Annotated in this window: 32 protein-coding genes; 31 read left to right on the forward strand and 1 reads right to left on the reverse strand. The window is 37.4% G+C overall.

The window, feature by feature from the left end; all coding sequences use genetic code 11:
• Positions 1-15: 15 nt before the first annotated feature.
• The 31 genes from rpsJ (at position 16) to eno (ending at position 16306) form a co-directional block, all read left to right on the forward strand.
• Complete coding sequence (gene rpsJ, locus EO244_RS03240; RefSeq protein WP_129252881.1) at positions 16-321, forward strand: 30S ribosomal protein S10; 306 nt, start codon at positions 16-18, stop codon at positions 319-321.
• A gap of 41 nt (positions 322-362) precedes the next feature.
• A complete protein-coding gene (gene rplC / locus EO244_RS03245; protein WP_129252883.1) occupies positions 363-980 on the forward strand; it encodes a 50S ribosomal protein L3 in 618 nt (205 codons plus the stop codon).
• Entirely contained in the window at positions 980-1612 is a 633-nt protein-coding gene (rplD, locus tag EO244_RS03250) for a 50S ribosomal protein L4 (protein ID WP_129252885.1), read from the forward strand. Before rplC ends, rplD begins: the two co-directional genes overlap by 1 nt.
• A gap of 10 nt (positions 1613-1622) precedes the next feature.
• On the forward strand, positions 1623-1913 hold the full coding sequence (gene rplW / locus EO244_RS03255; protein ID WP_129252887.1) for a 50S ribosomal protein L23: 291 nt from the start codon (positions 1623-1625) through the stop codon (positions 1911-1913).
• Between the two features lie 7 nt (positions 1914-1920).
• Positions 1921-2745: a 50S ribosomal protein L2 gene (gene rplB / locus EO244_RS03260; RefSeq protein WP_129252889.1), complete on the forward strand. Its 825-nt coding sequence runs from the start codon at positions 1921-1923 to the stop codon at positions 2743-2745.
• Positions 2746-2764: 19 nt separating this feature from the next.
• Positions 2765-3034: a 30S ribosomal protein S19 gene (rpsS, locus tag EO244_RS03265; RefSeq protein ID WP_129252890.1), complete on the forward strand. Its 270-nt coding sequence runs from the start codon at positions 2765-2767 to the stop codon at positions 3032-3034.
• A gap of 40 nt (positions 3035-3074) precedes the next feature.
• Positions 3075-3491, forward strand: coding sequence for a 50S ribosomal protein L22 (gene rplV / locus EO244_RS03270; protein ID WP_129252892.1), 417 nt, complete (start codon positions 3075-3077; stop codon positions 3489-3491).
• 5 nt (positions 3492-3496) lie between these two features.
• Complete coding sequence (gene rpsC / locus EO244_RS03275) at positions 3497-4210, forward strand: 30S ribosomal protein S3 (RefSeq protein ID WP_129252894.1); 714 nt, start codon at positions 3497-3499, stop codon at positions 4208-4210.
• 26 nt (positions 4211-4236) lie between these two features.
• The gene (rplP, locus tag EO244_RS03280; RefSeq protein WP_129252896.1) at positions 4237-4668 is read left to right on the forward strand and encodes a 50S ribosomal protein L16; all 432 of its coding nucleotides are present in this window, start codon (positions 4237-4239) and stop codon (positions 4666-4668) included.
• Positions 4669-4670: 2 nt separating this feature from the next.
• On the forward strand, positions 4671-4868 hold the full coding sequence (rpmC, locus tag EO244_RS03285) for a 50S ribosomal protein L29 (RefSeq protein WP_129252898.1): 198 nt from the start codon (positions 4671-4673) through the stop codon (positions 4866-4868).
• An 8-nt stretch (positions 4869-4876) separates the two neighbouring features.
• Complete coding sequence (gene rpsQ / locus EO244_RS03290; RefSeq protein WP_129252900.1) at positions 4877-5131, forward strand: 30S ribosomal protein S17; 255 nt, start codon at positions 4877-4879, stop codon at positions 5129-5131.
• Between the two features lie 2 nt (positions 5132-5133).
• Positions 5134-5499, forward strand: coding sequence for a 50S ribosomal protein L14 (gene rplN / locus EO244_RS03295; RefSeq protein WP_129252902.1), 366 nt, complete (start codon positions 5134-5136; stop codon positions 5497-5499).
• An 18-nt stretch (positions 5500-5517) separates the two neighbouring features.
• Positions 5518-5841: a 50S ribosomal protein L24 gene (gene rplX, locus EO244_RS03300; RefSeq protein ID WP_129252904.1), complete on the forward strand. Its 324-nt coding sequence runs from the start codon at positions 5518-5520 to the stop codon at positions 5839-5841.
• Positions 5841-6395: a 50S ribosomal protein L5 gene (rplE, locus tag EO244_RS03305; RefSeq protein WP_129252906.1), complete on the forward strand. Its 555-nt coding sequence runs from the start codon at positions 5841-5843 to the stop codon at positions 6393-6395. The genes rplX and rplE overlap by 1 nt, the downstream gene beginning before the upstream one ends.
• A gap of 4 nt (positions 6396-6399) precedes the next feature.
• The gene (gene rpsN, locus EO244_RS03310) at positions 6400-6669 is read left to right on the forward strand and encodes a 30S ribosomal protein S14 (RefSeq protein WP_129252908.1); all 270 of its coding nucleotides are present in this window, start codon (positions 6400-6402) and stop codon (positions 6667-6669) included.
• Between the two features lie 73 nt (positions 6670-6742).
• Positions 6743-7138, forward strand: coding sequence for a 30S ribosomal protein S8 (rpsH, locus tag EO244_RS03315; protein WP_129252910.1), 396 nt, complete (start codon positions 6743-6745; stop codon positions 7136-7138).
• Positions 7139-7156: 18 nt separating this feature from the next.
• Complete coding sequence (gene rplF, locus EO244_RS03320; protein WP_129252912.1) at positions 7157-7711, forward strand: 50S ribosomal protein L6; 555 nt, start codon at positions 7157-7159, stop codon at positions 7709-7711.
• Between the two features lie 18 nt (positions 7712-7729).
• The gene (gene rplR / locus EO244_RS03325; protein ID WP_129252914.1) at positions 7730-8086 is read left to right on the forward strand and encodes a 50S ribosomal protein L18; all 357 of its coding nucleotides are present in this window, start codon (positions 7730-7732) and stop codon (positions 8084-8086) included.
• Between the two features lie 5 nt (positions 8087-8091).
• Entirely contained in the window at positions 8092-8601 is a 510-nt protein-coding gene (rpsE, locus tag EO244_RS03330) for a 30S ribosomal protein S5 (protein WP_129252916.1), read from the forward strand.
• A gap of 10 nt (positions 8602-8611) precedes the next feature.
• Complete coding sequence (rpmD, locus tag EO244_RS03335; RefSeq protein WP_129252918.1) at positions 8612-8788, forward strand: 50S ribosomal protein L30; 177 nt, start codon at positions 8612-8614, stop codon at positions 8786-8788.
• A 25-nt stretch (positions 8789-8813) separates the two neighbouring features.
• Positions 8814-9260 carry a 50S ribosomal protein L15 gene (gene rplO / locus EO244_RS03340; protein WP_129252919.1) on the forward strand — a complete coding sequence of 149 codons (447 nt, stop codon included), beginning with the start codon at positions 8814-8816 and terminating at the stop codon, positions 9258-9260.
• Positions 9261-9269: 9 nt separating this feature from the next.
• Positions 9270-10613 (forward strand): preprotein translocase subunit SecY, encoded by a 1344-nt coding sequence (gene secY / locus EO244_RS03345; protein ID WP_129252921.1) that lies wholly within the window; start codon positions 9270-9272, stop codon positions 10611-10613.
• A gap of 23 nt (positions 10614-10636) precedes the next feature.
• A complete protein-coding gene (map, locus tag EO244_RS03350) occupies positions 10637-11398 on the forward strand; it encodes a type I methionyl aminopeptidase (RefSeq protein ID WP_129252923.1) in 762 nt (253 codons plus the stop codon).
• Between the two features lie 26 nt (positions 11399-11424).
• Positions 11425-11646 carry a translation initiation factor IF-1 gene (gene infA, locus EO244_RS03355; protein WP_054714084.1) on the forward strand — a complete coding sequence of 74 codons (222 nt, stop codon included), beginning with the start codon at positions 11425-11427 and terminating at the stop codon, positions 11644-11646.
• 11 nt (positions 11647-11657) lie between these two features.
• The gene (ykgO, locus tag EO244_RS03360; RefSeq protein ID WP_054714088.1) at positions 11658-11774 is read left to right on the forward strand and encodes a type B 50S ribosomal protein L36; all 117 of its coding nucleotides are present in this window, start codon (positions 11658-11660) and stop codon (positions 11772-11774) included.
• A gap of 33 nt (positions 11775-11807) precedes the next feature.
• Positions 11808-12185: a 30S ribosomal protein S13 gene (rpsM, locus tag EO244_RS03365; protein ID WP_129252925.1), complete on the forward strand. Its 378-nt coding sequence runs from the start codon at positions 11808-11810 to the stop codon at positions 12183-12185.
• A 10-nt stretch (positions 12186-12195) separates the two neighbouring features.
• On the forward strand, positions 12196-12585 hold the full coding sequence (gene rpsK, locus EO244_RS03370; protein WP_129252927.1) for a 30S ribosomal protein S11: 390 nt from the start codon (positions 12196-12198) through the stop codon (positions 12583-12585).
• Positions 12586-12708: 123 nt separating this feature from the next.
• On the forward strand, positions 12709-13317 hold the full coding sequence (gene rpsD, locus EO244_RS03375) for a 30S ribosomal protein S4 (RefSeq protein WP_129252929.1): 609 nt from the start codon (positions 12709-12711) through the stop codon (positions 13315-13317).
• Between the two features lie 20 nt (positions 13318-13337).
• Positions 13338-14330, forward strand: a complete 993-nt coding sequence (locus EO244_RS03380; RefSeq protein ID WP_129252931.1) for a DNA-directed RNA polymerase subunit alpha — start codon at positions 13338-13340, stop codon at positions 14328-14330.
• 6 nt (positions 14331-14336) lie between these two features.
• Entirely contained in the window at positions 14337-14822 is a 486-nt protein-coding gene (rplQ, locus tag EO244_RS03385) for a 50S ribosomal protein L17 (protein ID WP_129252933.1), read from the forward strand.
• A 200-nt stretch (positions 14823-15022) separates the two neighbouring features.
• Entirely contained in the window at positions 15023-16306 is a 1284-nt protein-coding gene (gene eno / locus EO244_RS03390; protein WP_129252935.1) for a phosphopyruvate hydratase, read from the forward strand.
• Positions 16307-16379: 73 nt separating this feature from the next.
• Here eno and EO244_RS03395 read toward each other — a convergent pair whose 3' ends face one another.
• Complete coding sequence (locus tag EO244_RS03395; protein ID WP_129252937.1) at positions 16380-16838, reverse strand: response regulator; 459 nt, start codon at positions 16836-16838, stop codon at positions 16380-16382.
• Between the last annotated feature and the right edge of the window lie 41 nt (positions 16839-16879).

Genomic DNA, 16879 nt, shown 5'->3' on the forward strand with positions numbered 1-16879 from the left:
AATAGATTTAATAATATGAGCCAGAAAATTAGAATTAAACTGAAATCTTACGATCACAACTTAGTTGACAAGTCAGCTGATAAGATTGTAAAGACAGTTAAGGCTACAGGTGCAGTTGTAAGTGGACCAGTTCCACTTCCTACTCACAAAAGAATATTTACTGTTCTTCGTTCAACTTTTGTGAACAAGAAATCAAGAGAACAATTTCAGCTTTCTTCATTTAAGCGTTTAATTGATATTTACAGTTCTTCTGCAAGTACAATTGATGCTTTAATGAAACTTGAGTTGCCTAGTGGAGTTGAAGTTGAAATCAAAGTTTGATAGACAGTAATTGTTAGTTTTATATTAAAACAAAAAGAGAAATGCCAGGATTAATTGGAAAAAAAATCGGAATGACTTCCGTTTACAGTGCCGAGGGAAAATGTATTCCATGCACTGTCATTGAGGCAGGTCCATGTGTTGTAACACAAGTTAAGACTATTGAGTCTGACGGTTACGAAGCACTTCAGTTGGCTTTTGATGAAAAGAAAGAAAAGCGAACAACTAAGGCGCTAGATGGGCACTTTAAAAAGGCAAACACTACACCTAAGAAAAAACTTGTTGAATTCTCAGATTTTGAGAATGAATATAAGTTAGGAGATGCTATTACTGTTGATATCTTTGAAAACACACCATTCGTGGATGTTGCCGGGGTAACAAAGGGTAAAGGTTTCCAGGGTGTTGTAAAACGTCATGGTTTTGGCGGAGTAGGTGGCGCGACACACGGTCAGCATAACCGTTTACGTGCACCTGGTTCTATTGGTGCTGCATCTTACCCAGCAAGAGTATTTAAGGGCATGAGAATGGCCGGACGTACTGGTGGGGACACTGTGAAGGTTCAAAACCTTCAGGTTCTTAAGGTAATTCCTGAGAACAACTTATTATTAGTTAAAGGATCTCTTCCAGGGTCTAAAGGTTCATACGTAATTATTGAAAAGTAATGGAATTAACTATTTTAAACACAGCTGGAGAAGATACAGGAAGAAAAATTGAGTTGCAAGATTCAGTTTTCGGCATCGAACCAAATGAGCACGCTATTTACTTAGATGTAAAACAATTTTTGGCTAACCAACGTCAGGGAACTCACAAATCGAAAGAAAGAGCTGAAGTTTCTGGTAGTACAGCTAAAATTAAAAAGCAAAAGGGTACTGGTACAGCTCGTGCGGGTAGTGTTAAGTCTCCTTTGTTTCGTGGTGGAGGACGTTGTTTCGGACCACGTCCAAGAAACTATAGCTTTAAATTGAACAAAAAACTTAAGCAATTGGCTCGTAAATCTGCATTAGCAGTTAAGGCACAAAACAATGCTTTAGTAGTAGTAGAAGATTTCAATTTTGAAGCAGTAAAGACAAAAATGTTTGTTGATCTTCAAAATAATCTGAAAGTGGCTGATAAAAAAGTACTTTTGGTTTTAAACGAAGAGAATAAAAACATATATTTGTCGTCTCGTAATTTGAAGAATGTTGAAGTTGTGCGAGTTTCTGACTTAGCAACTTATGACATTATGAAAGCTTCAACTTTGTTATTCGTTGAGAGTTCGATTAAAGGGCTCGATGAAATGTTTAAACTAAACTAAGTTTAAAAAAATGGAAATTTTATTAAAGCCCCTCGTTACTGAGAAAATGACTGACCTAAGCGAAAAGCTAAATCGCGTAGGTTTTGTTGTTGATCGTAGAGCAACAAAGATCGATATTAAGAAAGCAGTTGAGAAAATGTACAACGTGAAAGTTTCGGCCGTGAATACCATGAACTATCAAGGTAAGAAAAAAAGCCGTTTTACTAAAGCTGGTGCAATTGAAGGAAGAACTGCTTCTTTTAAGAAAGCGATTATAACTTTAGTTGAAGGAGATAACATAGATTTTTATAGCAATATTTAATTAGAAAATGGCTGTACGTAAATTAAAACCTGTAACTCCTGGTCAAAGAAATAAGATCTTAAATACCTTTGAACAGGTAACTACAGACAAACCTGAGAAATCATTGTTAAGACCAATGAAAAAAACTGGTGGTAGAAATAACACCGGTAAAATGACAATGAGATATATAGGTGGTGGTCACAAAAGACGATATCGAGTAATCGATTTCAAAAGAGACAAGGATACTATTCCTGCCAACGTAGTTTCAATAGAGTACGATCCAAACCGTACTGCGCGCATTGCTTTGCTTGTGTATGCAGATGGTGAGAAACGTTACATTATTGCTCCTAACGGATTGGAAGTTGGACAAACTCTTGTGTCTGGTGAAAAAGTTGCTCCAGAGATCGGAAATGCAATGCCATTATCAGATATCCCATTAGGTACAATAATTCATAATATTGAATTAAGACCCTCTCAAGGTGCTGTGATGGCTCGTAGTGCTGGTGCATATGCTCAACTCGTTTCACGAGATGGCAAATATGCAATGATCAAATTGCCTTCGGGAGAAATTAGAATGATTCTTGTTACTTGTAAAGCGACAATCGGAACTGTTTCAAATAGCGATCACGCTCTTGAAAGAAGTGGTAAAGCCGGTCGTACTCGCTGGTTAGGTAGAAGACCTCGTGTTCGTGGTGTTGTGATGAACCCAGTTGATCACCCAATGGGTGGTGGTGAAGGTAAATCTTCAGGTGGACATCCACGCTCTAGAACAGGTGTTTTGGCTAAAGGTTTCAAAACCCGTGCTAAGAAGAATGCTTCTAATAAGTATATCGTTGAAAGAAGGAAAAAATAATTTGATTAACTAAGTTGTTATGAGTCGTTCATTAAAAAAAGGCCCTTTTATCGATTTCAAATTGGATAAAAGAGTATTAGAGCAAAACGAGTCAGGTAAAAAATCTGTGATTAAAACCTGGTCACGTCGTTCTATGATCTCTCCAGATTTCGTAGGCCACACGATTGCCGTTCACAACGGAAATAAATTCATCCCAGTGTATGTTACCGAGAATATGGTTGGACATAAATTAGGGGAATTTGCACCAACTCGTACCTTTAGAGGTCACGCGGATAAGAAAAAACGTTAAGCGTGACGTTGGTTTTAATTAACATTTTGAATTCATAGAAATGGGAGCTAGAAAAAGAATAAAAGCAAACCAAATAAAGGAGCAGAATTTAAGCAAAGCCTTTGCTAGCTTAAGGAATGTTCCTACTTCGCCCCGCAAAATGCGCCTTGTTGCCGATATGGTGAGAGGTATGGAGGTGAACCGAGCTTTAGATGTACTTCGTTTCAGTCCAAAAGAAGCATCGAATCGCGTAGAAAAACTATTGCTTTCAGCTATTGCCAACTGGCAAGCTAAAAATGAAGGGCAGAGACTTGAGGAAAGTGCACTTTACGTGAAAGAGATTTCAGTAGATTCAGCACGTATTCTTAAGCGTTTAAGACCTGCTCCTCAAGGGAGAGCACATAGAATTAAAAAGAGATCAAATCATGTAACTATATTACTTGGTAGCAAAACTGCCGAAAGTGATACAAAAGAATAGTTAGAATGGGACAAAAAGTAAATCCAATAGGGAATCGACTAGGAATCATCAGAGGATGGGATTCTAACTGGTTTGGTGGAAAAAACTACGGTGAGAAGCTTGTTGAGGATACAAAACTTCGTAAGTATCTAAATGCTCGTTTAGCAAAAGCAAGTATTTCTAAAATCATAATTGAAAGAACTCTAAAACTTATCACTATTACTATCAACACTGCACGTCCGGGTATTATTATCGGAAAAGGTGGTCAGGAAGTAGATAAGCTAAAAGAAGAGTTGAAGAAGATTACTGACAAGGAAGTACAAATTAACATCTTTGAAATTAAGCGTCCTGAGTTGGATGCCGTAATCGTCGCTAATAACATTGCTCGTCAAATCGAAGGACGTATCGCCTACCGAAGAGCAACTAAGATGGCCATTGCTTCTACAATGAGAATGGGTGCTGAAGGAATTAAAGTTCAAATCTCAGGCCGTTTAAATGGAGCAGAGATGGCACGTTCTGAAATGTATAAAGAAGGACGTACTCCTCTTCACACTTTAAGAGCCAATATTGATTACTGTTTAGCTGAAGCTTTAACAACTTACGGTCTATTAGGTATCAAAGTTTGGATCTGTAAAGGTGAGATTTATGGAAAACCAGATTTAACTCCAAATGCAGGATTGCGCGATGCTCGTGCACCTAAAGGTGGAAAGCCTGGTTTTAATAGAAGAAAAAAGAAGTAGTCTTTAAATTTTAATGTATTAGTACGATGTTACAACCAAAAAGGACTAAATTTAGGAGACAACAAAAGGGAAGAATGAAAGGTAACGCTCAACGCGGAACTGAATTAGCATTCGGATCTTTTGGAATTAAATCACTTGAGACCAAGTGGATTACCGGTCGCCAAATTGAAGCTGCTCGTGTTGCAGTAACCCGATATATGCAAAGACAAGGTCAACTGTGGATCAGAATTTTCCCAGATAAACCTATCACTAAGAAGCCTGCAGAGGTACGTATGGGTAAAGGTAAGGGTTCACCAGAAGGATTCGTAGCTCCTGTTACACCAGGAAGAATGTTATTTGAGTGTGAAGGTGTACCTTTTGAAGTAGCTAAAGAGGCTTTGCGTCTTGCTGCTCAAAAATTACCTGTTACTACAAAGTTTGTCGTAAGACGTGATTATGTTGAAAATTCAAATGTTTAAGCATGAAGAATTCAGAAATTAAAGAGTTAACAACGCAGGAAATAGTAGAAAAGTTGGACGCTGAAAGATCAGCATTAACTCGATTCAACCTAAATCACGCTATTTCACCTTTGGAGAATCCTTTGCAAATCAAGGTAACCAGACGTAATATTGCAAAATTAATGACAGAATTACGTCAGAGGCAATTAACTGAAAAGTAAAAAAAGTGATGGAAAGAAACCTTAGAAAAGAACGTATCGGGGTAGTGGTAAGCAACAAAATGGATAAAACCATCACAGTTGCGGTTCACACTAAAGAAAAACACCCTATTTACGGTAAGTTTGTGAACAAAACTAAAAAGTATACTGCTCACGATGAAGAGAACACCTGTAATGAAGGTGATACCGTAAAAATCATGGAAACCCGACCTTTAAGTAAAAATAAGACTTGGAGATTAGTTGAACTTATTGAAAGAGCTAAGTAATCATGATACAAACAGAAAGTAGACTATTAGTAGCTGATAACAGCGGAGCCAAAGAAGTTCTTTGTATCCGTGTGTTAGGCGGAACCAAAAAGCGCTATGCATCAATTGGCGATAAGATTGTGGTTACCGTTAAGAACTCAATCCCAGGTTCGGACATGAAAAAAGGAACAGTAACCAAAGCCGTTGTTGTTCGTGTAAAAAAAGAGATTAGAAGAAATGATGGGTCTTATATTCGCTTTGACGATAACGCGTGTGTGTTGTTGAATGCAGCTGAAGAAATGAGAGGAACCCGTATTTTTGGACCTGTTGCAAGAGAACTACGTGAAACAAACATGAAGATCGTTTCTCTAGCACCAGAAGTATTATAATCTTGTAAACTTAGAACAATGCGAAAAAAGTTACATATTAAAAAGGGTGATACCGTAATTGTAAACGCAGGGGAATCTAGAGGCCAGGAAGGTAAAGTATTAGAAGTTCTTGTTGACAAACAACGCGCGATCGTTGAAGGTGTTAACATGATTTCTAAACACACTAAGCCTAACGCAGCTAACCCTCAGGGCGGTATTATTAAGCAAGAGGCTCCAATTCACATTTCAAATTTAAATGTGAAGGATCCTTCTACCGGGAAAGCATCCCGTATTGGTAGAAAATTGAATGACAATAACAAATTAGTTAGATACGCTAAAAAGTCAGGGGAGGAGATTAAGTAATGAGTTATACACCATCTCTTAGAAAACAGTATACAGAGGAAGTTGTTCCAGCTTTAATGAAGGAATTCAACTACAAATCTGTAATGCAAGTTCCTAGATTAACGAAGATAGTACTTAATCAGGGTGTTGGACAAGCAATTGCTGACAAGAAAGTTCTGGAGTTCTCATTGAACGAATTAACTTCTATCACTGGACAGAAAGCAGTATCAACTCTATCGTCTAAAGATATTTCTAACTTTAAGTTACGTAAAGGTATGCCAATTGGTACTACTGTAACTCTACGTCGTGAGCGCATGTATGAATTTCTTGAGAAATTAATTCGTGTTGCTTTACCACGTATCCGTGACTTCAAAGGTATTAATAGCAAACTTGATGGACGTGGAAACTATACATTAGGTATTGAAGAACAAATCATTTTCCCTGAAATCATTCTTGATGAAGTGAATAAGATTATGGGTATGAATATTACCTTTGTTACTTCAGCAAATACCGACGAAGAAGCCTATGCTCTTTTGAAAGAATTTGGATTACCATTTAAAAACATTAAAAAGTAATACGATGGCTAAAGAATCAATGAAAGCTCGTGAAGTTAAGCGTCAGAAATTAGTAGATAAATACGCGGCTAAAAGAGCTAAATTAAAAGAGGAAGGTGACTATATCGGTCTTAGTCGTTTACCTAAAAATTCTTCACCTGTTAGATTGCATAACAGATGTAAGCTAACTGGTCGTCCTAAAGGATACATGAGACAATTCGGTTTAAGTCGTATCACTTTCCGTGAGATGGCTTCAGCTGGTTTGATCCCAGGTGTTAGAAAGGCAAGTTGGTAACCAACAAAGTTTGTAAAAGAACAATTGTTAAATATTGTCCCGAGCAATCGGGATCAATTTAATTTTTTATAAAATGACAGATCCAATAGCAGATTTTCTTACACGTTTAAGAAATGCAATTATGGCTAATCACAAAGTGGTTGAGATTCCTGCATCAAACGTAAAAAAAGAGATCACAAAAATTCTTAAGGATAAAGGATATATCCTTAATTACAAATTTGAGGATGATGGTTTGCAAGGCAAAATTAAAATTGCTTTGAAATATCATCCAGAGTCTAAGATTCCAGCAATTAAGGATCTTAAGCGTGTGTCAAAACCAGGTTTAAGAAAATATTGTGGAGCTGCTGAACTACCTCGCGTACTTAACGGTTTAGGTATTGCTATCCTTTCTACTTCTCAGGGAGTAATGACAGATAAGGAAGCTCGCCAAAAGCATGTTGGTGGTGAAGTGTTATGTTTCGTTTACTAATAATAGGGAGGAAAAAAGATGTCAAGAATTGGAAAATCACCTATCGTTTTGCCTGCCGGAGTTGAAGTAAAGGTAAACAAAGATAATTCAGTAGTGGTTAAAGGGCCTAAAGGTGAATTAACCCAACAGGTTGATCCTGTAATCAAAGTAACTGTTGAAGAAAACTCTATCGTTTTAGAGCGTCCAACTGATCAAAAACCTCACAAAGCAATGCATGGTCTTTATCGTTCATTAATCAACAACATGGTTGTTGGTGTATCTGAAGGATATACTACTAAGCAAGAACTTGTAGGTGTTGGTTACCGTGCGACTTCTAACGGTCAGATCTTAGAGTTGGCTTTAGGTTACTCTCACTTGATTCATATGGAGATTGCACCAGAAGTTACAGTTACTGCTGTAACTGACAAGCGTGCTAATCCAATTATTACTCTTGAGAGTTGCGATAAGCAATTGATTGGACAGGTTGCTGCAAAGATTCGTTCTTTCAGAAAACCTGAGCCGTATAAAGGAAAAGGTGTTAAATTTGTTGGAGAGCAGCTAAGAAGAAAAGCTGGTAAATCTGCGGGTAAATAATTTCTAAAACAGTAAATTATGGCTTTAACTAAGCGCGAAAGAAGACTTAGAATTAAAAGAAGAGTTCGTAAGTCGATTTCTGGAACTGCCGAAAGACCAAGAATGTCAGTTTTTCGTTCAAATAAGCAGATTTCAGTACAGATTATAGATGATATTACTGGAAAGACTATAGTATCTACTTCATCTCTAGTAAAAGAAATTTCTGAGAAGAATGGTACTAAATTGGAGCAAGCAGAGTTTGTAGGGCAAGCAATTGCTGAGAAAGCTGTCACTGCAGGTATTTCTGAAGTAGTATTTGATAGAAATGGTTACTTATACCATGGTAGAATTAAATCTTTAGCGGACGCTGCTCGTAAAGGTGGCCTTAAATTTTAAGAATTATGGCAGAGAAGAATATTAAGACTAGCGACGCAGAACTTAAGGATAAACTGGTTGCTATTAACCGTGTTACTAAAGTAACAAAAGGTGGACGTACTTTTAGCTTTTCAGCAATTGTTGTTGTTGGAAACGAGAATGGATTAGTAGGTTGGGGGCTTGGAAAAGCTAACGAGGTTACTACTGCAATTTCAAAAGGTGTTGACGCTGCCAAGAAAAATCTTATTAAGGTTCCAGTACTTAAAGGTACTGTTCCTCACGAGCAACTTGCACGTTTTGGTGGAGCAGAGGTTTTCATTAAGCCTGCTTCTCACGGTACCGGGGTAAAAGCCGGTGGTGCGATGCGTGCCGTACTTGAGAGTGTTGGTGTAACTGATGTACTTGCAAAGTCAAAAGGATCATCAAACCCTCATAACCTTGTAAAAGCTACTATTGCAGCTCTTGCTGAGTTAAGAGATGCTCATACTGTAGCTGACCATAGAGGTGTTTCATTAGATAAAGTGTTTAACGGTTAAACTAAAGGAAATGGCTAAGATTAAAATTACCCAAGTTAAGAGTAAAATTGGGAGTAGTGCTCGCCAAAAGAAAACCTTAGAAGCATTGGGATTGAAAAAGATCAATGGTACTGTTGAGCATGAGGCTACACCTCAAATTAAAGGAATGGTTGCAAAGGTGAGTCACCTAGTTATCGTTGAAGAATAATAATTGTTAATAGCATATATATATTATGGACTTAAGTAACTTAAAACCCGCAGCTGGTTCTGTTAAGACAACTAAAAGAATAGGTCGCGGACAAGGATCTGGAAGAGGTGGTACCTCAACCAGAGGACATAAAGGTGCAAAGTCAAGATCTGGATACTCTAAAAAAGTTGGTTTCGAAGGTGGTCAAATGCCTTTACAACGTCGAGTACCTAAGTTTGGATTTAAGAACATTAATAGAGTTGAATACAAAGCTATTAATGTTGAAGTATTGCAAGTTTTAGCTGAGAAAAACAACCTTACGACTATTGATGTTGAGGTTTTGATTAACGCAGGAATGTGTAACAAAAACGACAAAATCAAAGTTTTAGGTAATGGTGTATTATCTGCTAAACTTGAAGTTAAAGCTCATGCGTTCTCGAAGTCTGCTCAATCAGCGATTGAAGCAGTTGAAGGAACTGTTGTTAAATTGTAAGATTAGATAATGAAAGGTTTAATAGATACATTGAAGAACATCTGGAAGATTGAAGATTTAAGATCAAGAATCTTAACAACTTTAGCTCTTCTATTGGTTTACCGTTTAGGAACCATGATTGTGTTGCCGGGGATAGACCCAGCTCACTTAGGCGCGTTAAAATCTCAAACTAAAGACGGTGTTTTAGGTTTGTTAGATATGTTTTCAGGAGGTGCATTTTCGAATGCTTCAATTTTTGCCCTTGGAATCATGCCTTACATTTCGGCATCCATCGTTATTCAGTTGATGGGTATTGCGGTCCCTTACTTTCAACGTCTACAAAAAGAAGGTGAAAGTGGTCAACGTAAGGTCAATCAGATTACACGTTACCTAACAGTGGTTATCCTTATTCTTCAAGCACCAGGATATTTATTAAACCTGCATTCGCAATTGCCTGAGACTGCTTTCATTTTGAAAGGCTGGTTCTTTACAGCATCTTCAGTGGCTATTCTTGCAGCCGGATCCATGTTTATCATGTGGTTAGGTGAAAAGATTACTGATAAGGGAATTGGTAACGGTATTTCTATCATCATCATGATTGGTATTATCGCTCGTTTACCTTTTAACTTTTTCGCTGAATTGGGATCAAGATTAGAAGGACAAGGCGGCGGATTAATTCTACTTGTTCTTGAAATTGTGATTTTGTTTGTTGTATTTGCACTGACAATTTTGTTGGTACAAGGAACAAGAAAGATTCCAGTACAATACGCTAAGCGTATTGTTGGTAACAAACAGTATGGTGGCGTTCGTCAGTACATTCCTTTAAAAGTGAATGCTGCTGGTGTTATGCCAATCATCTTTGCTCAGGCTATTATGTTCTTGCCAATGGCATTTGTGAACTATGCGAGTTCTGATTCATTATCTGGAGTAGCTGCTGCTTTAAGTAACTATACCGGTTTTTATTACAATGCTTTGTTCTTTGTAATGATTGTGTTGTTTACTTATTTTTATACTGCAATTACAGTTAATCCAACGCAAATGGCCGAGGATATGAAAAAGAATGGTGGTTTCATACCAGGTATTAAGCCAGGTAAGAAAACAATTGATTTCTTAGATACTGTAATGTCTCGTATCACTTTACCGGGATCTTTATTCTTAGGTTGGGTTGCTATTATGCCTGCCTTTGCAATGATGGGTGGTATAAATAGTGGTTTTGCTCAATTCTTCGGAGGGACTTCGTTATTGATTTTAGTGGGTGTTGTTTTAGATACTTTACAACAAATCGAGAGTCATTTATTGATGCGTCATTATGATGGTTTGATGAAGTCTGGAAGAATAAAAGGCAAATCTCCAGCGGGAGCTGCTGCTTATTAAAATATTTTTGCTTTCTTTGCAAAATGATTTTTTACAAGACTGAGGAGGAGATAGCGTTACTTGAAAAAAGTAACATGCTGGTGGCCAAGACTCTTGGAGAAATCTCTAAGTGGATATGCCCCGGCATATCGACTCTAAAGTTGGATCAAATTGCAGAAGAATATATAAGAGATAATGGCGGACAGCCAGGATTTCTTGGTTACGATGGATTCCCAAACACACTTTGCATGTCAGTTGGCAAGCAGGTTGTGCATGGAATTCCGTCTTTCTATGAGTTGAAGGAAGGGGATATTTTGTCTTGCGATTGTGGTGTGTTGTTAAATGGCTTTTATGGCGATTCAGCATACACATTCGGAGTAGGAGAGGTAAAACCTGAAATTAAATCGTTACTAAAAGTAACTAAGGAAGCTCTTTATAAAGGCATAACTAATGCGGTCGAAGGAAACCATTTGGGGGATATCGGCTATGCCATTCAGCAACATGCAGAGAAACATGGTTTTTCTGTTGTACGAGAAATGGTTGGACACGGAATTGGTAAGGATTTGCATGAAGATCCACAGGTTCCCAATTTTGGTAGACAACACCGAGGTTTAAAATTGAGAAATGGCTTAGTTATAGCCATTGAACCAATGGTGAATTTCGGAAAAAAAGAAGTTTATCAGGATGAAGATGGTTGGGCAATTGTTACAGCAGATGGACTGCCCTCTGCGCATTTCGAACATACCGTGGTTGTACGAAATGGACAAGCTCAAATCCTGTCCAGTTTTGAATTTATTGAGGAATAAAATAACATATAATACAATTATTACTTATGGCTAAACAGCCTTCAATAGAACAAGACGGTACCATTACCGAAGCATTATCAAATGCAATGTTTCGTGTAGAACTTGAGAACGGACATGTGATTACAGCTCATATTTCCGGGAAAATGAGAATGCACTATATTAAGATCTTGCCTGGGGATAAGGTTAAAGTGGAAATGTCGCCATACGATCTTACTAAAGGGCGCATTACTTTTAGATACAAAAATTAAATTTCGATAAAATGAAGGTAAGAGCATCTGTAAAGAAACGTTCTGAAGATTGTAAGATCGTTAGAAGAAAAGGACGTTTGTATGTGATTAATAAAAAGAATCCTAAGTTTAAACAACGTCAAGGATAATTAAGTTAACTTGTAAATAAATAAATAAATTTTATGGCTAGAATTGTTGGAGTCGATTTGCCTCAAAACAAAAGAGGAGTTATTAGTTTAACTTACATCTTTGGAATTGGTAGAAGCGCCGCTAAACAAATCCTTGATGAAGCTGGTGTTAGCTACGATACTAAAGTTAAGGACTGGACAGATGATGAAGCAGGAAGAATTCGTCAAGCTATTAACGCTAACTTCAAGGTAGAGGGTGAATTACGTTCTCTAAATCAACTGAACATTAAGCGTTTGATGGACATTGGTTGCTACCGTGGTATTCGTCATCGTGTTGGTTTACCTTTACGTGGACAGAGAACTAAAAACAACTCCCGTACTAGAAAGGGTAAGAGAAAAACAGTTGCAAACAAAAAGAAAGCGACTAAATAATTGTTAAGTTATGGCAAAGAAGTCTGTATCAGTTAGAAAGAAAGTTGTGAAGGTTGAAGCACTAGGACAAGTGCACATCCACTCATCATTCAACAACATTATTATCTCAATGACCAATAACAGTGGTCAGGTTATTTCTTGGTCATCGGCCGGTAAAATGGGATTTAGAGGTTCTAAAAAGAATACTCCATATGCTGCTCAACAAGCAGCAACCGATTGTGCTAAAGTAGCTCATGACCTAGGTTTGAGAAAAGTTAAAGTATACGTAAAAGGTCCAGGTAACGGACGTGAATCTGCTATCCGTGCAGTAAATGCTTGCGGAATTGATATCGCAGAAATCATCGATGTAACTCCACTACCACATAATGGTTGTAGACCACCAAAAAGACGTAGAGTATAATTAAAATTCAGCTTAAATTTTGTTCGGTTTTTTTTTCTTTTGATATCCTCTCAAGAACAGCGGCACTTTTTAAAACCGATAACTTTTTAAGTCACTTAACGTAAAAATTAAATTTAATAAGAGATGGCTAGATATATAGGACCAAAGAGTAAAATTGCTAGAAAATTTGGAGAGCCAATTTTTGGACCTGACAAGGCATTTGAAAATAAAAACTACCCTCCAGGACAGCACGGTAATAGCCGTAGAAGATCAAAAATGTCTGAATACGGGGTACAGTTGAAAGAGAAGCAAAAAGTAAAATACACTTACGGTGTATTAGAAAAGCAGTTCTCTAACTTATTTAAAAAGGCCGCAAGAAGTAAAGGTATTACTGGTGAAGTATTGTTACAACTCCTGGAATGTCGTTTAGATAACGTTGTTTACAGATTAGGTGTTGCTCCAACAAGATCAGCTGCTCGTCAGTTGGTTAGCCATAAACATATTACTGTGAACGGTCAGGTTTGTAATATCGCTTCATTTTCAGTAAAAGCCGGGGATATCGTAGGAGTTCGTGAAAAATCGAAGTCTTTAATTGCTATTACCGATTCTTTATCTACTGCAAGATACAACCAAGCATCTTGGTTGGAATGGGATCAAACTTCGCTAAGCGGTAAGTTTTTAAACATTCCAGAAAGAACTGAAATTCCTGAGAACATCAAGGAGCAGTTAATCGTTGAATTGTATTCTAAATAAAAATAGTTAATCAATATTTTATGGCAATATTAGCTTTCCAAAAACCGGACAAAGTTATTATGCTCGACGCAGACGATAGATTCGGAAAATTCGAATTTCGTCCATTAGAGCCTGGATATGGTATTACAATTGGTAACGCCTTAAGAAGAATTTTACTTTCTTCACTTGAGGGGTACGCAATTACTACTATCAAAATTCAGGGTGTTGATCATGAGTTTTCTACTGTACCAGGTGTTATTGAGGACGTAACCGAAATGATCCTGAACTTAAAACAAGTTCGGTTTAAACAAAAAGTTGAAGAAGTTGACAGCGAATTGGTAACTGTTACCATTTCGGATCAAGAAACTTTTACAGCAGGCGATATTAACAAGTTCCTAACCGGTTTCGAAGTGTTGAATCCAGAACTTGTGATTTGCAGAATGGATAGCTCTGCCAAATTACAATTGGATTTAACTATCAATAAAGGTCGTGGTTATATTCCTTCTGTTGAGAATAAACCAGTAGATGCAGAATTTGGAGTTATTCCAATTGATGCTATTCACACACCAATTAAGAACGTTAAGTTTGATGTTGAGAACTACCGTGTAGAGCAAAAAACTGATTACGAAAAATTAGTTTTTGAAATTACAACTGATGGTTCAATTCATCCAAAAGAAGCGTTAAAAGAAGCGGCGAAAATTCTTATTTATCACTTCATGCTATTCTCTGATGAAAAGATCACTCTTGACACTGATGAGAAGTTTGCTAATGAAGAGTTTGATGAAGAAGTATTGCATATGCGTCAACTTCTTAAAACTAAATTGGTAGATATGGATCTTTCTGTAAGAGCACTGAACTGCTTGAAAGCTGCTGATGTAGATACACTAGGAGAACTAGTTCAGTTTAACAGAAACGACCTGTTGAAATTTAGAAACTTTGGTAAGAAATCCTTAACCGAGTTGGATGATTTATTGGAATCTTTGAATCTTACTTTCGGTATGGACATTTCTAAGTATAAATTAGATAAGGAATAAGGTAAAATGAGACATAGAAAAAAGTTTAATCACTTAGGAAGAAAAGCTGCCCACAGAAAGGCTATGCTTTCAAATATGGCTTCTTCATTAATCTTACACAAAAGAATCAGCACAACTACTGCTAAAGCAAAAGCTTTAAAAATGTATGTAGAGCCGTTGATTACTAAGAGTAAAGAAGATACCACACACTCAAGACGTGTTGTTTTTAGCTATTTAAAGCAAAAAGAAGCGGTTACTGAGTTGTTCAAGGAAGTTTCAGTAAAAGTTGCGAACCGCCCAGGTGGTTACACTCGTATTCTTAAGACAGGAAATCGTTTAGGTGATAATGCAGAAATGTGTATTATCGAGCTAGTTGATTTCAATGAAACTTACGTTACTGAGATCAAAACTGAAGCTAAGAAAACTACTCGTAGAAGAAAAAGCACTAAGAAGGCTGATGACGCTACTGAAGTTGAAGCTACAGATGCAACTGAAGTTAAAGGCGAAGAGTAATCTTTCCTTTTCATATAATAAGAGGGATAAAGTTAAGCTTTATCCCTTTTTTAGTGCCCTAAAGATTTTGCTAACGTTTGCATAGATTCCAAGATAATTTTTATCAAAATTTTATGTATAAGTGGTTTTAATTGGTGAACTTTAGGGTTGATAATAAATAAGATACTATCATTACTATATAATTTTTAATACCGTAAGTTATGTCAGAAATTGTAAACATTCACGGTCGTGAGATTCTTGATTCACGTGGAAATCCTACTATCGAAGTTGAAGTAACTCTTGCTAGTGGTTTTATGGGTCGTGCCGGTGTTCCTTCAGGAGCTTCTACTGGTGAAAATGAAGCCTTAGAGCTTCGTGACGGCGATAAGTCTCGTTACTTGGGTAAAGGTGTGTTAAAAGCTGTTGATAACGTGAATAACGTTATTGCAAAGGCTTTAATTGGCATGGATGCAACTGATCAGGTTGCTATTGATAAAGCTATGATTGCTCTTGACGGAACAAAGACTAAATCTAACTTGGGTGCAAATGCCATGTTAGGTGTTTCTTTGGCTACTGCTAAAGCTGCGGCTTTATACTCTGGTATGCCATTGTACCGTTACATTGGTGGTACTAACGCTAATGTACTTCCTGTTCCAATGATGAACATCATCAATGGTGGATCTCACTCTGATGCGACTATCGCATTCCAGGAGTTCATGATTCGTCCTATTGGTGCGCCTTCATTCCGTGAGGCTTTACGTATGGGTGCTGAAGTATTTCACGCTCTTGCTAAAGTTCTTAAAGGTAAAGGTCTTTCTACAGCAGTTGGTGATGAAGGTGGTTTCGCTCCAATGTTGGCTGGTACAGAAGAGGCTATTGACTGTATTCTAACTGCTATTAAAAATGCAGGTTACAAGCCAGGTCGTAAAGAAGATGGTGGTGATGTTTCTATCGCTATGGATTGTGCTTCTTCTGAGTTCTACAAAGACGGTGTATACGATTACAGCATTTTTGAGCCTAACGGGGCTAAGAGAAACTCTGAAGAACAAGCAGCTTACCTTGCTGAATTGATCGCTAAGTATCCTATCGATTCTATTGAAGATGGTATGGACGAAGGTGACTGGGATGGATGGGTTGCTCTTAATGCCCTTATCGGTGACAAGTGTCAGTTGGTAGGTGACGATTTATTCGTTACTAACACTGATTATTTGGCTAAAGGTATCGAGCTTAAGGCTGCTAACTCTATCTTGATTAAGGTAAACCAAATTGGTACTTTAACTGAGACTTTAAACGCTATTGAAATGGCTCACCGTGCGGGTTATACTTCAGTAACGTCTCACCGTTCTGGTGAAACTGAAGATGCAACTATCGCTGACATTTCTGTTGCAACTAACGCTGGACAGATCAAAACAGGTTCATTGAGCCGTTCTGACCGTATGGCTAAGTACAACCAATTACTTCGTATTGAAGAGGAATTGGGTGAGAATGCAATTTTCGGATGCTAATCAGTAGCACATGGACTATATTAAAAAAGGAGCCTCAAGGCTCCTTTTTTTATGCGTTATAATGATTAAAATTTTAGATGTATTCCTGCATTAAATTGAAAAGGGTTTTCGATTGAAATGGCTTTGAGATATAAGCATCCATCCCCACTTCAATAGAGGTTTCTTTATCCGATGAAAAGTAGTTGGCACTAAATGCAATAATAGGGACACGATAATCTCTGTCAGCTTCCATTTCCCTAATATGCTGAGCCGCTTCAATACCTCCCATAATCGGCATTTGTATATCCATTAGGATCATATCGTACTCGTTCTTAGCAAACATCTCAACGGCCTCTTTGCCATTTTCTGCAACTTCGACTTTCCCGACTCTCGATCTTAAATAAATTTCAATCGTCTTACTGTTGCTAATCTTATCTTCCGATAATAAGATCTTAGCATCCTTCATTGGAATATTCCTTTTTTCTATTTCGGTTTTAACGACAATACAAGAATCGATATTCTCTTCCCAACAAACACGTTCGAATTTTTCCATATATATTTTTTATAGCCGAGTTAGAAATTAATTTTAGACTG

Origin of the sequence: Ancylomarina salipaludis, from assembly GCF_004122035.1 — a bacterium.
In the GTDB taxonomy this organism is placed as follows: Bacteria; Bacteroidota; Bacteroidia; order Bacteroidales; family Marinifilaceae; genus Ancylomarina; species Ancylomarina salipaludis.

Excerpts from the sequence above, each read along its gene's own strand:
- rpsD (WP_129252929.1), top strand. The coding sequence starts at position 12,709 with ATGGCTAGATATATAGGACCAAAGAGTAAAATTGCTAGAAAATTTGGA.
- rpmC (WP_129252898.1), top strand. The coding sequence starts at position 4,671 with ATGAAGAATTCAGAAATTAAAGAGTTAACAACGCAGGAAATAGTAGAA.
- rplD (WP_129252885.1), top strand. The coding sequence starts at position 980 with ATGGAATTAACTATTTTAAACACAGCTGGAGAAGATACAGGAAGAAAA.
- rpsN (WP_129252908.1), top strand. The coding sequence starts at position 6,400 with ATGGCTAAAGAATCAATGAAAGCTCGTGAAGTTAAGCGTCAGAAATTA.
- rpsS (WP_129252890.1), top strand. The coding sequence starts at position 2,765 with ATGAGTCGTTCATTAAAAAAAGGCCCTTTTATCGATTTCAAATTGGAT.
- rpsJ (WP_129252881.1), top strand. The coding sequence starts at position 16 with ATGAGCCAGAAAATTAGAATTAAACTGAAATCTTACGATCACAACTTA.
- rpsH (WP_129252910.1), top strand. The coding sequence starts at position 6,743 with ATGACAGATCCAATAGCAGATTTTCTTACACGTTTAAGAAATGCAATT.
- rplP (WP_129252896.1), top strand. The coding sequence starts at position 4,237 with ATGTTACAACCAAAAAGGACTAAATTTAGGAGACAACAAAAGGGAAGA.
- rplF (WP_129252912.1), top strand. The coding sequence starts at position 7,157 with ATGTCAAGAATTGGAAAATCACCTATCGTTTTGCCTGCCGGAGTTGAA.
- rplE (WP_129252906.1), top strand. The coding sequence starts at position 5,841 with ATGAGTTATACACCATCTCTTAGAAAACAGTATACAGAGGAAGTTGTT.
- rplC (WP_129252883.1), top strand. The coding sequence starts at position 363 with ATGCCAGGATTAATTGGAAAAAAAATCGGAATGACTTCCGTTTACAGT.
- infA (WP_054714084.1), top strand. The coding sequence starts at position 11,425 with ATGGCTAAACAGCCTTCAATAGAACAAGACGGTACCATTACCGAAGCA.
- EO244_RS03395 (WP_129252937.1), bottom strand. The coding sequence starts at position 16,838 with ATGGAAAAATTCGAACGTGTTTGTTGGGAAGAGAATATCGATTCTTGT.
- rplV (WP_129252892.1), top strand. The coding sequence starts at position 3,075 with ATGGGAGCTAGAAAAAGAATAAAAGCAAACCAAATAAAGGAGCAGAAT.
- ykgO (WP_054714088.1), top strand. The coding sequence starts at position 11,658 with ATGAAGGTAAGAGCATCTGTAAAGAAACGTTCTGAAGATTGTAAGATC.
- rpmD (WP_129252918.1), top strand. The coding sequence starts at position 8,612 with ATGGCTAAGATTAAAATTACCCAAGTTAAGAGTAAAATTGGGAGTAGT.
- map (WP_129252923.1), top strand. The coding sequence starts at position 10,637 with ATGATTTTTTACAAGACTGAGGAGGAGATAGCGTTACTTGAAAAAAGT.
- rpsK (WP_129252927.1), top strand. The coding sequence starts at position 12,196 with ATGGCAAAGAAGTCTGTATCAGTTAGAAAGAAAGTTGTGAAGGTTGAA.
- rplX (WP_129252904.1), top strand. The coding sequence starts at position 5,518 with ATGCGAAAAAAGTTACATATTAAAAAGGGTGATACCGTAATTGTAAAC.
- rplR (WP_129252914.1), top strand. The coding sequence starts at position 7,730 with ATGGCTTTAACTAAGCGCGAAAGAAGACTTAGAATTAAAAGAAGAGTT.
- rpsQ (WP_129252900.1), top strand. The coding sequence starts at position 4,877 with ATGGAAAGAAACCTTAGAAAAGAACGTATCGGGGTAGTGGTAAGCAAC.
- rplW (WP_129252887.1), top strand. The coding sequence starts at position 1,623 with ATGGAAATTTTATTAAAGCCCCTCGTTACTGAGAAAATGACTGACCTA.
- rpsC (WP_129252894.1), top strand. The coding sequence starts at position 3,497 with ATGGGACAAAAAGTAAATCCAATAGGGAATCGACTAGGAATCATCAGA.
- rplN (WP_129252902.1), top strand. The coding sequence starts at position 5,134 with ATGATACAAACAGAAAGTAGACTATTAGTAGCTGATAACAGCGGAGCC.
- eno (WP_129252935.1), top strand. The coding sequence starts at position 15,023 with ATGTCAGAAATTGTAAACATTCACGGTCGTGAGATTCTTGATTCACGT.
- rplB (WP_129252889.1), top strand. The coding sequence starts at position 1,921 with ATGGCTGTACGTAAATTAAAACCTGTAACTCCTGGTCAAAGAAATAAG.
- rplQ (WP_129252933.1), top strand. The coding sequence starts at position 14,337 with ATGAGACATAGAAAAAAGTTTAATCACTTAGGAAGAAAAGCTGCCCAC.
- secY (WP_129252921.1), top strand. The coding sequence starts at position 9,270 with ATGAAAGGTTTAATAGATACATTGAAGAACATCTGGAAGATTGAAGAT.
- rpsM (WP_129252925.1), top strand. The coding sequence starts at position 11,808 with ATGGCTAGAATTGTTGGAGTCGATTTGCCTCAAAACAAAAGAGGAGTT.
- EO244_RS03380 (WP_129252931.1), top strand. The coding sequence starts at position 13,338 with ATGGCAATATTAGCTTTCCAAAAACCGGACAAAGTTATTATGCTCGAC.
- rplO (WP_129252919.1), top strand. The coding sequence starts at position 8,814 with ATGGACTTAAGTAACTTAAAACCCGCAGCTGGTTCTGTTAAGACAACT.
- rpsE (WP_129252916.1), top strand. The coding sequence starts at position 8,092 with ATGGCAGAGAAGAATATTAAGACTAGCGACGCAGAACTTAAGGATAAA.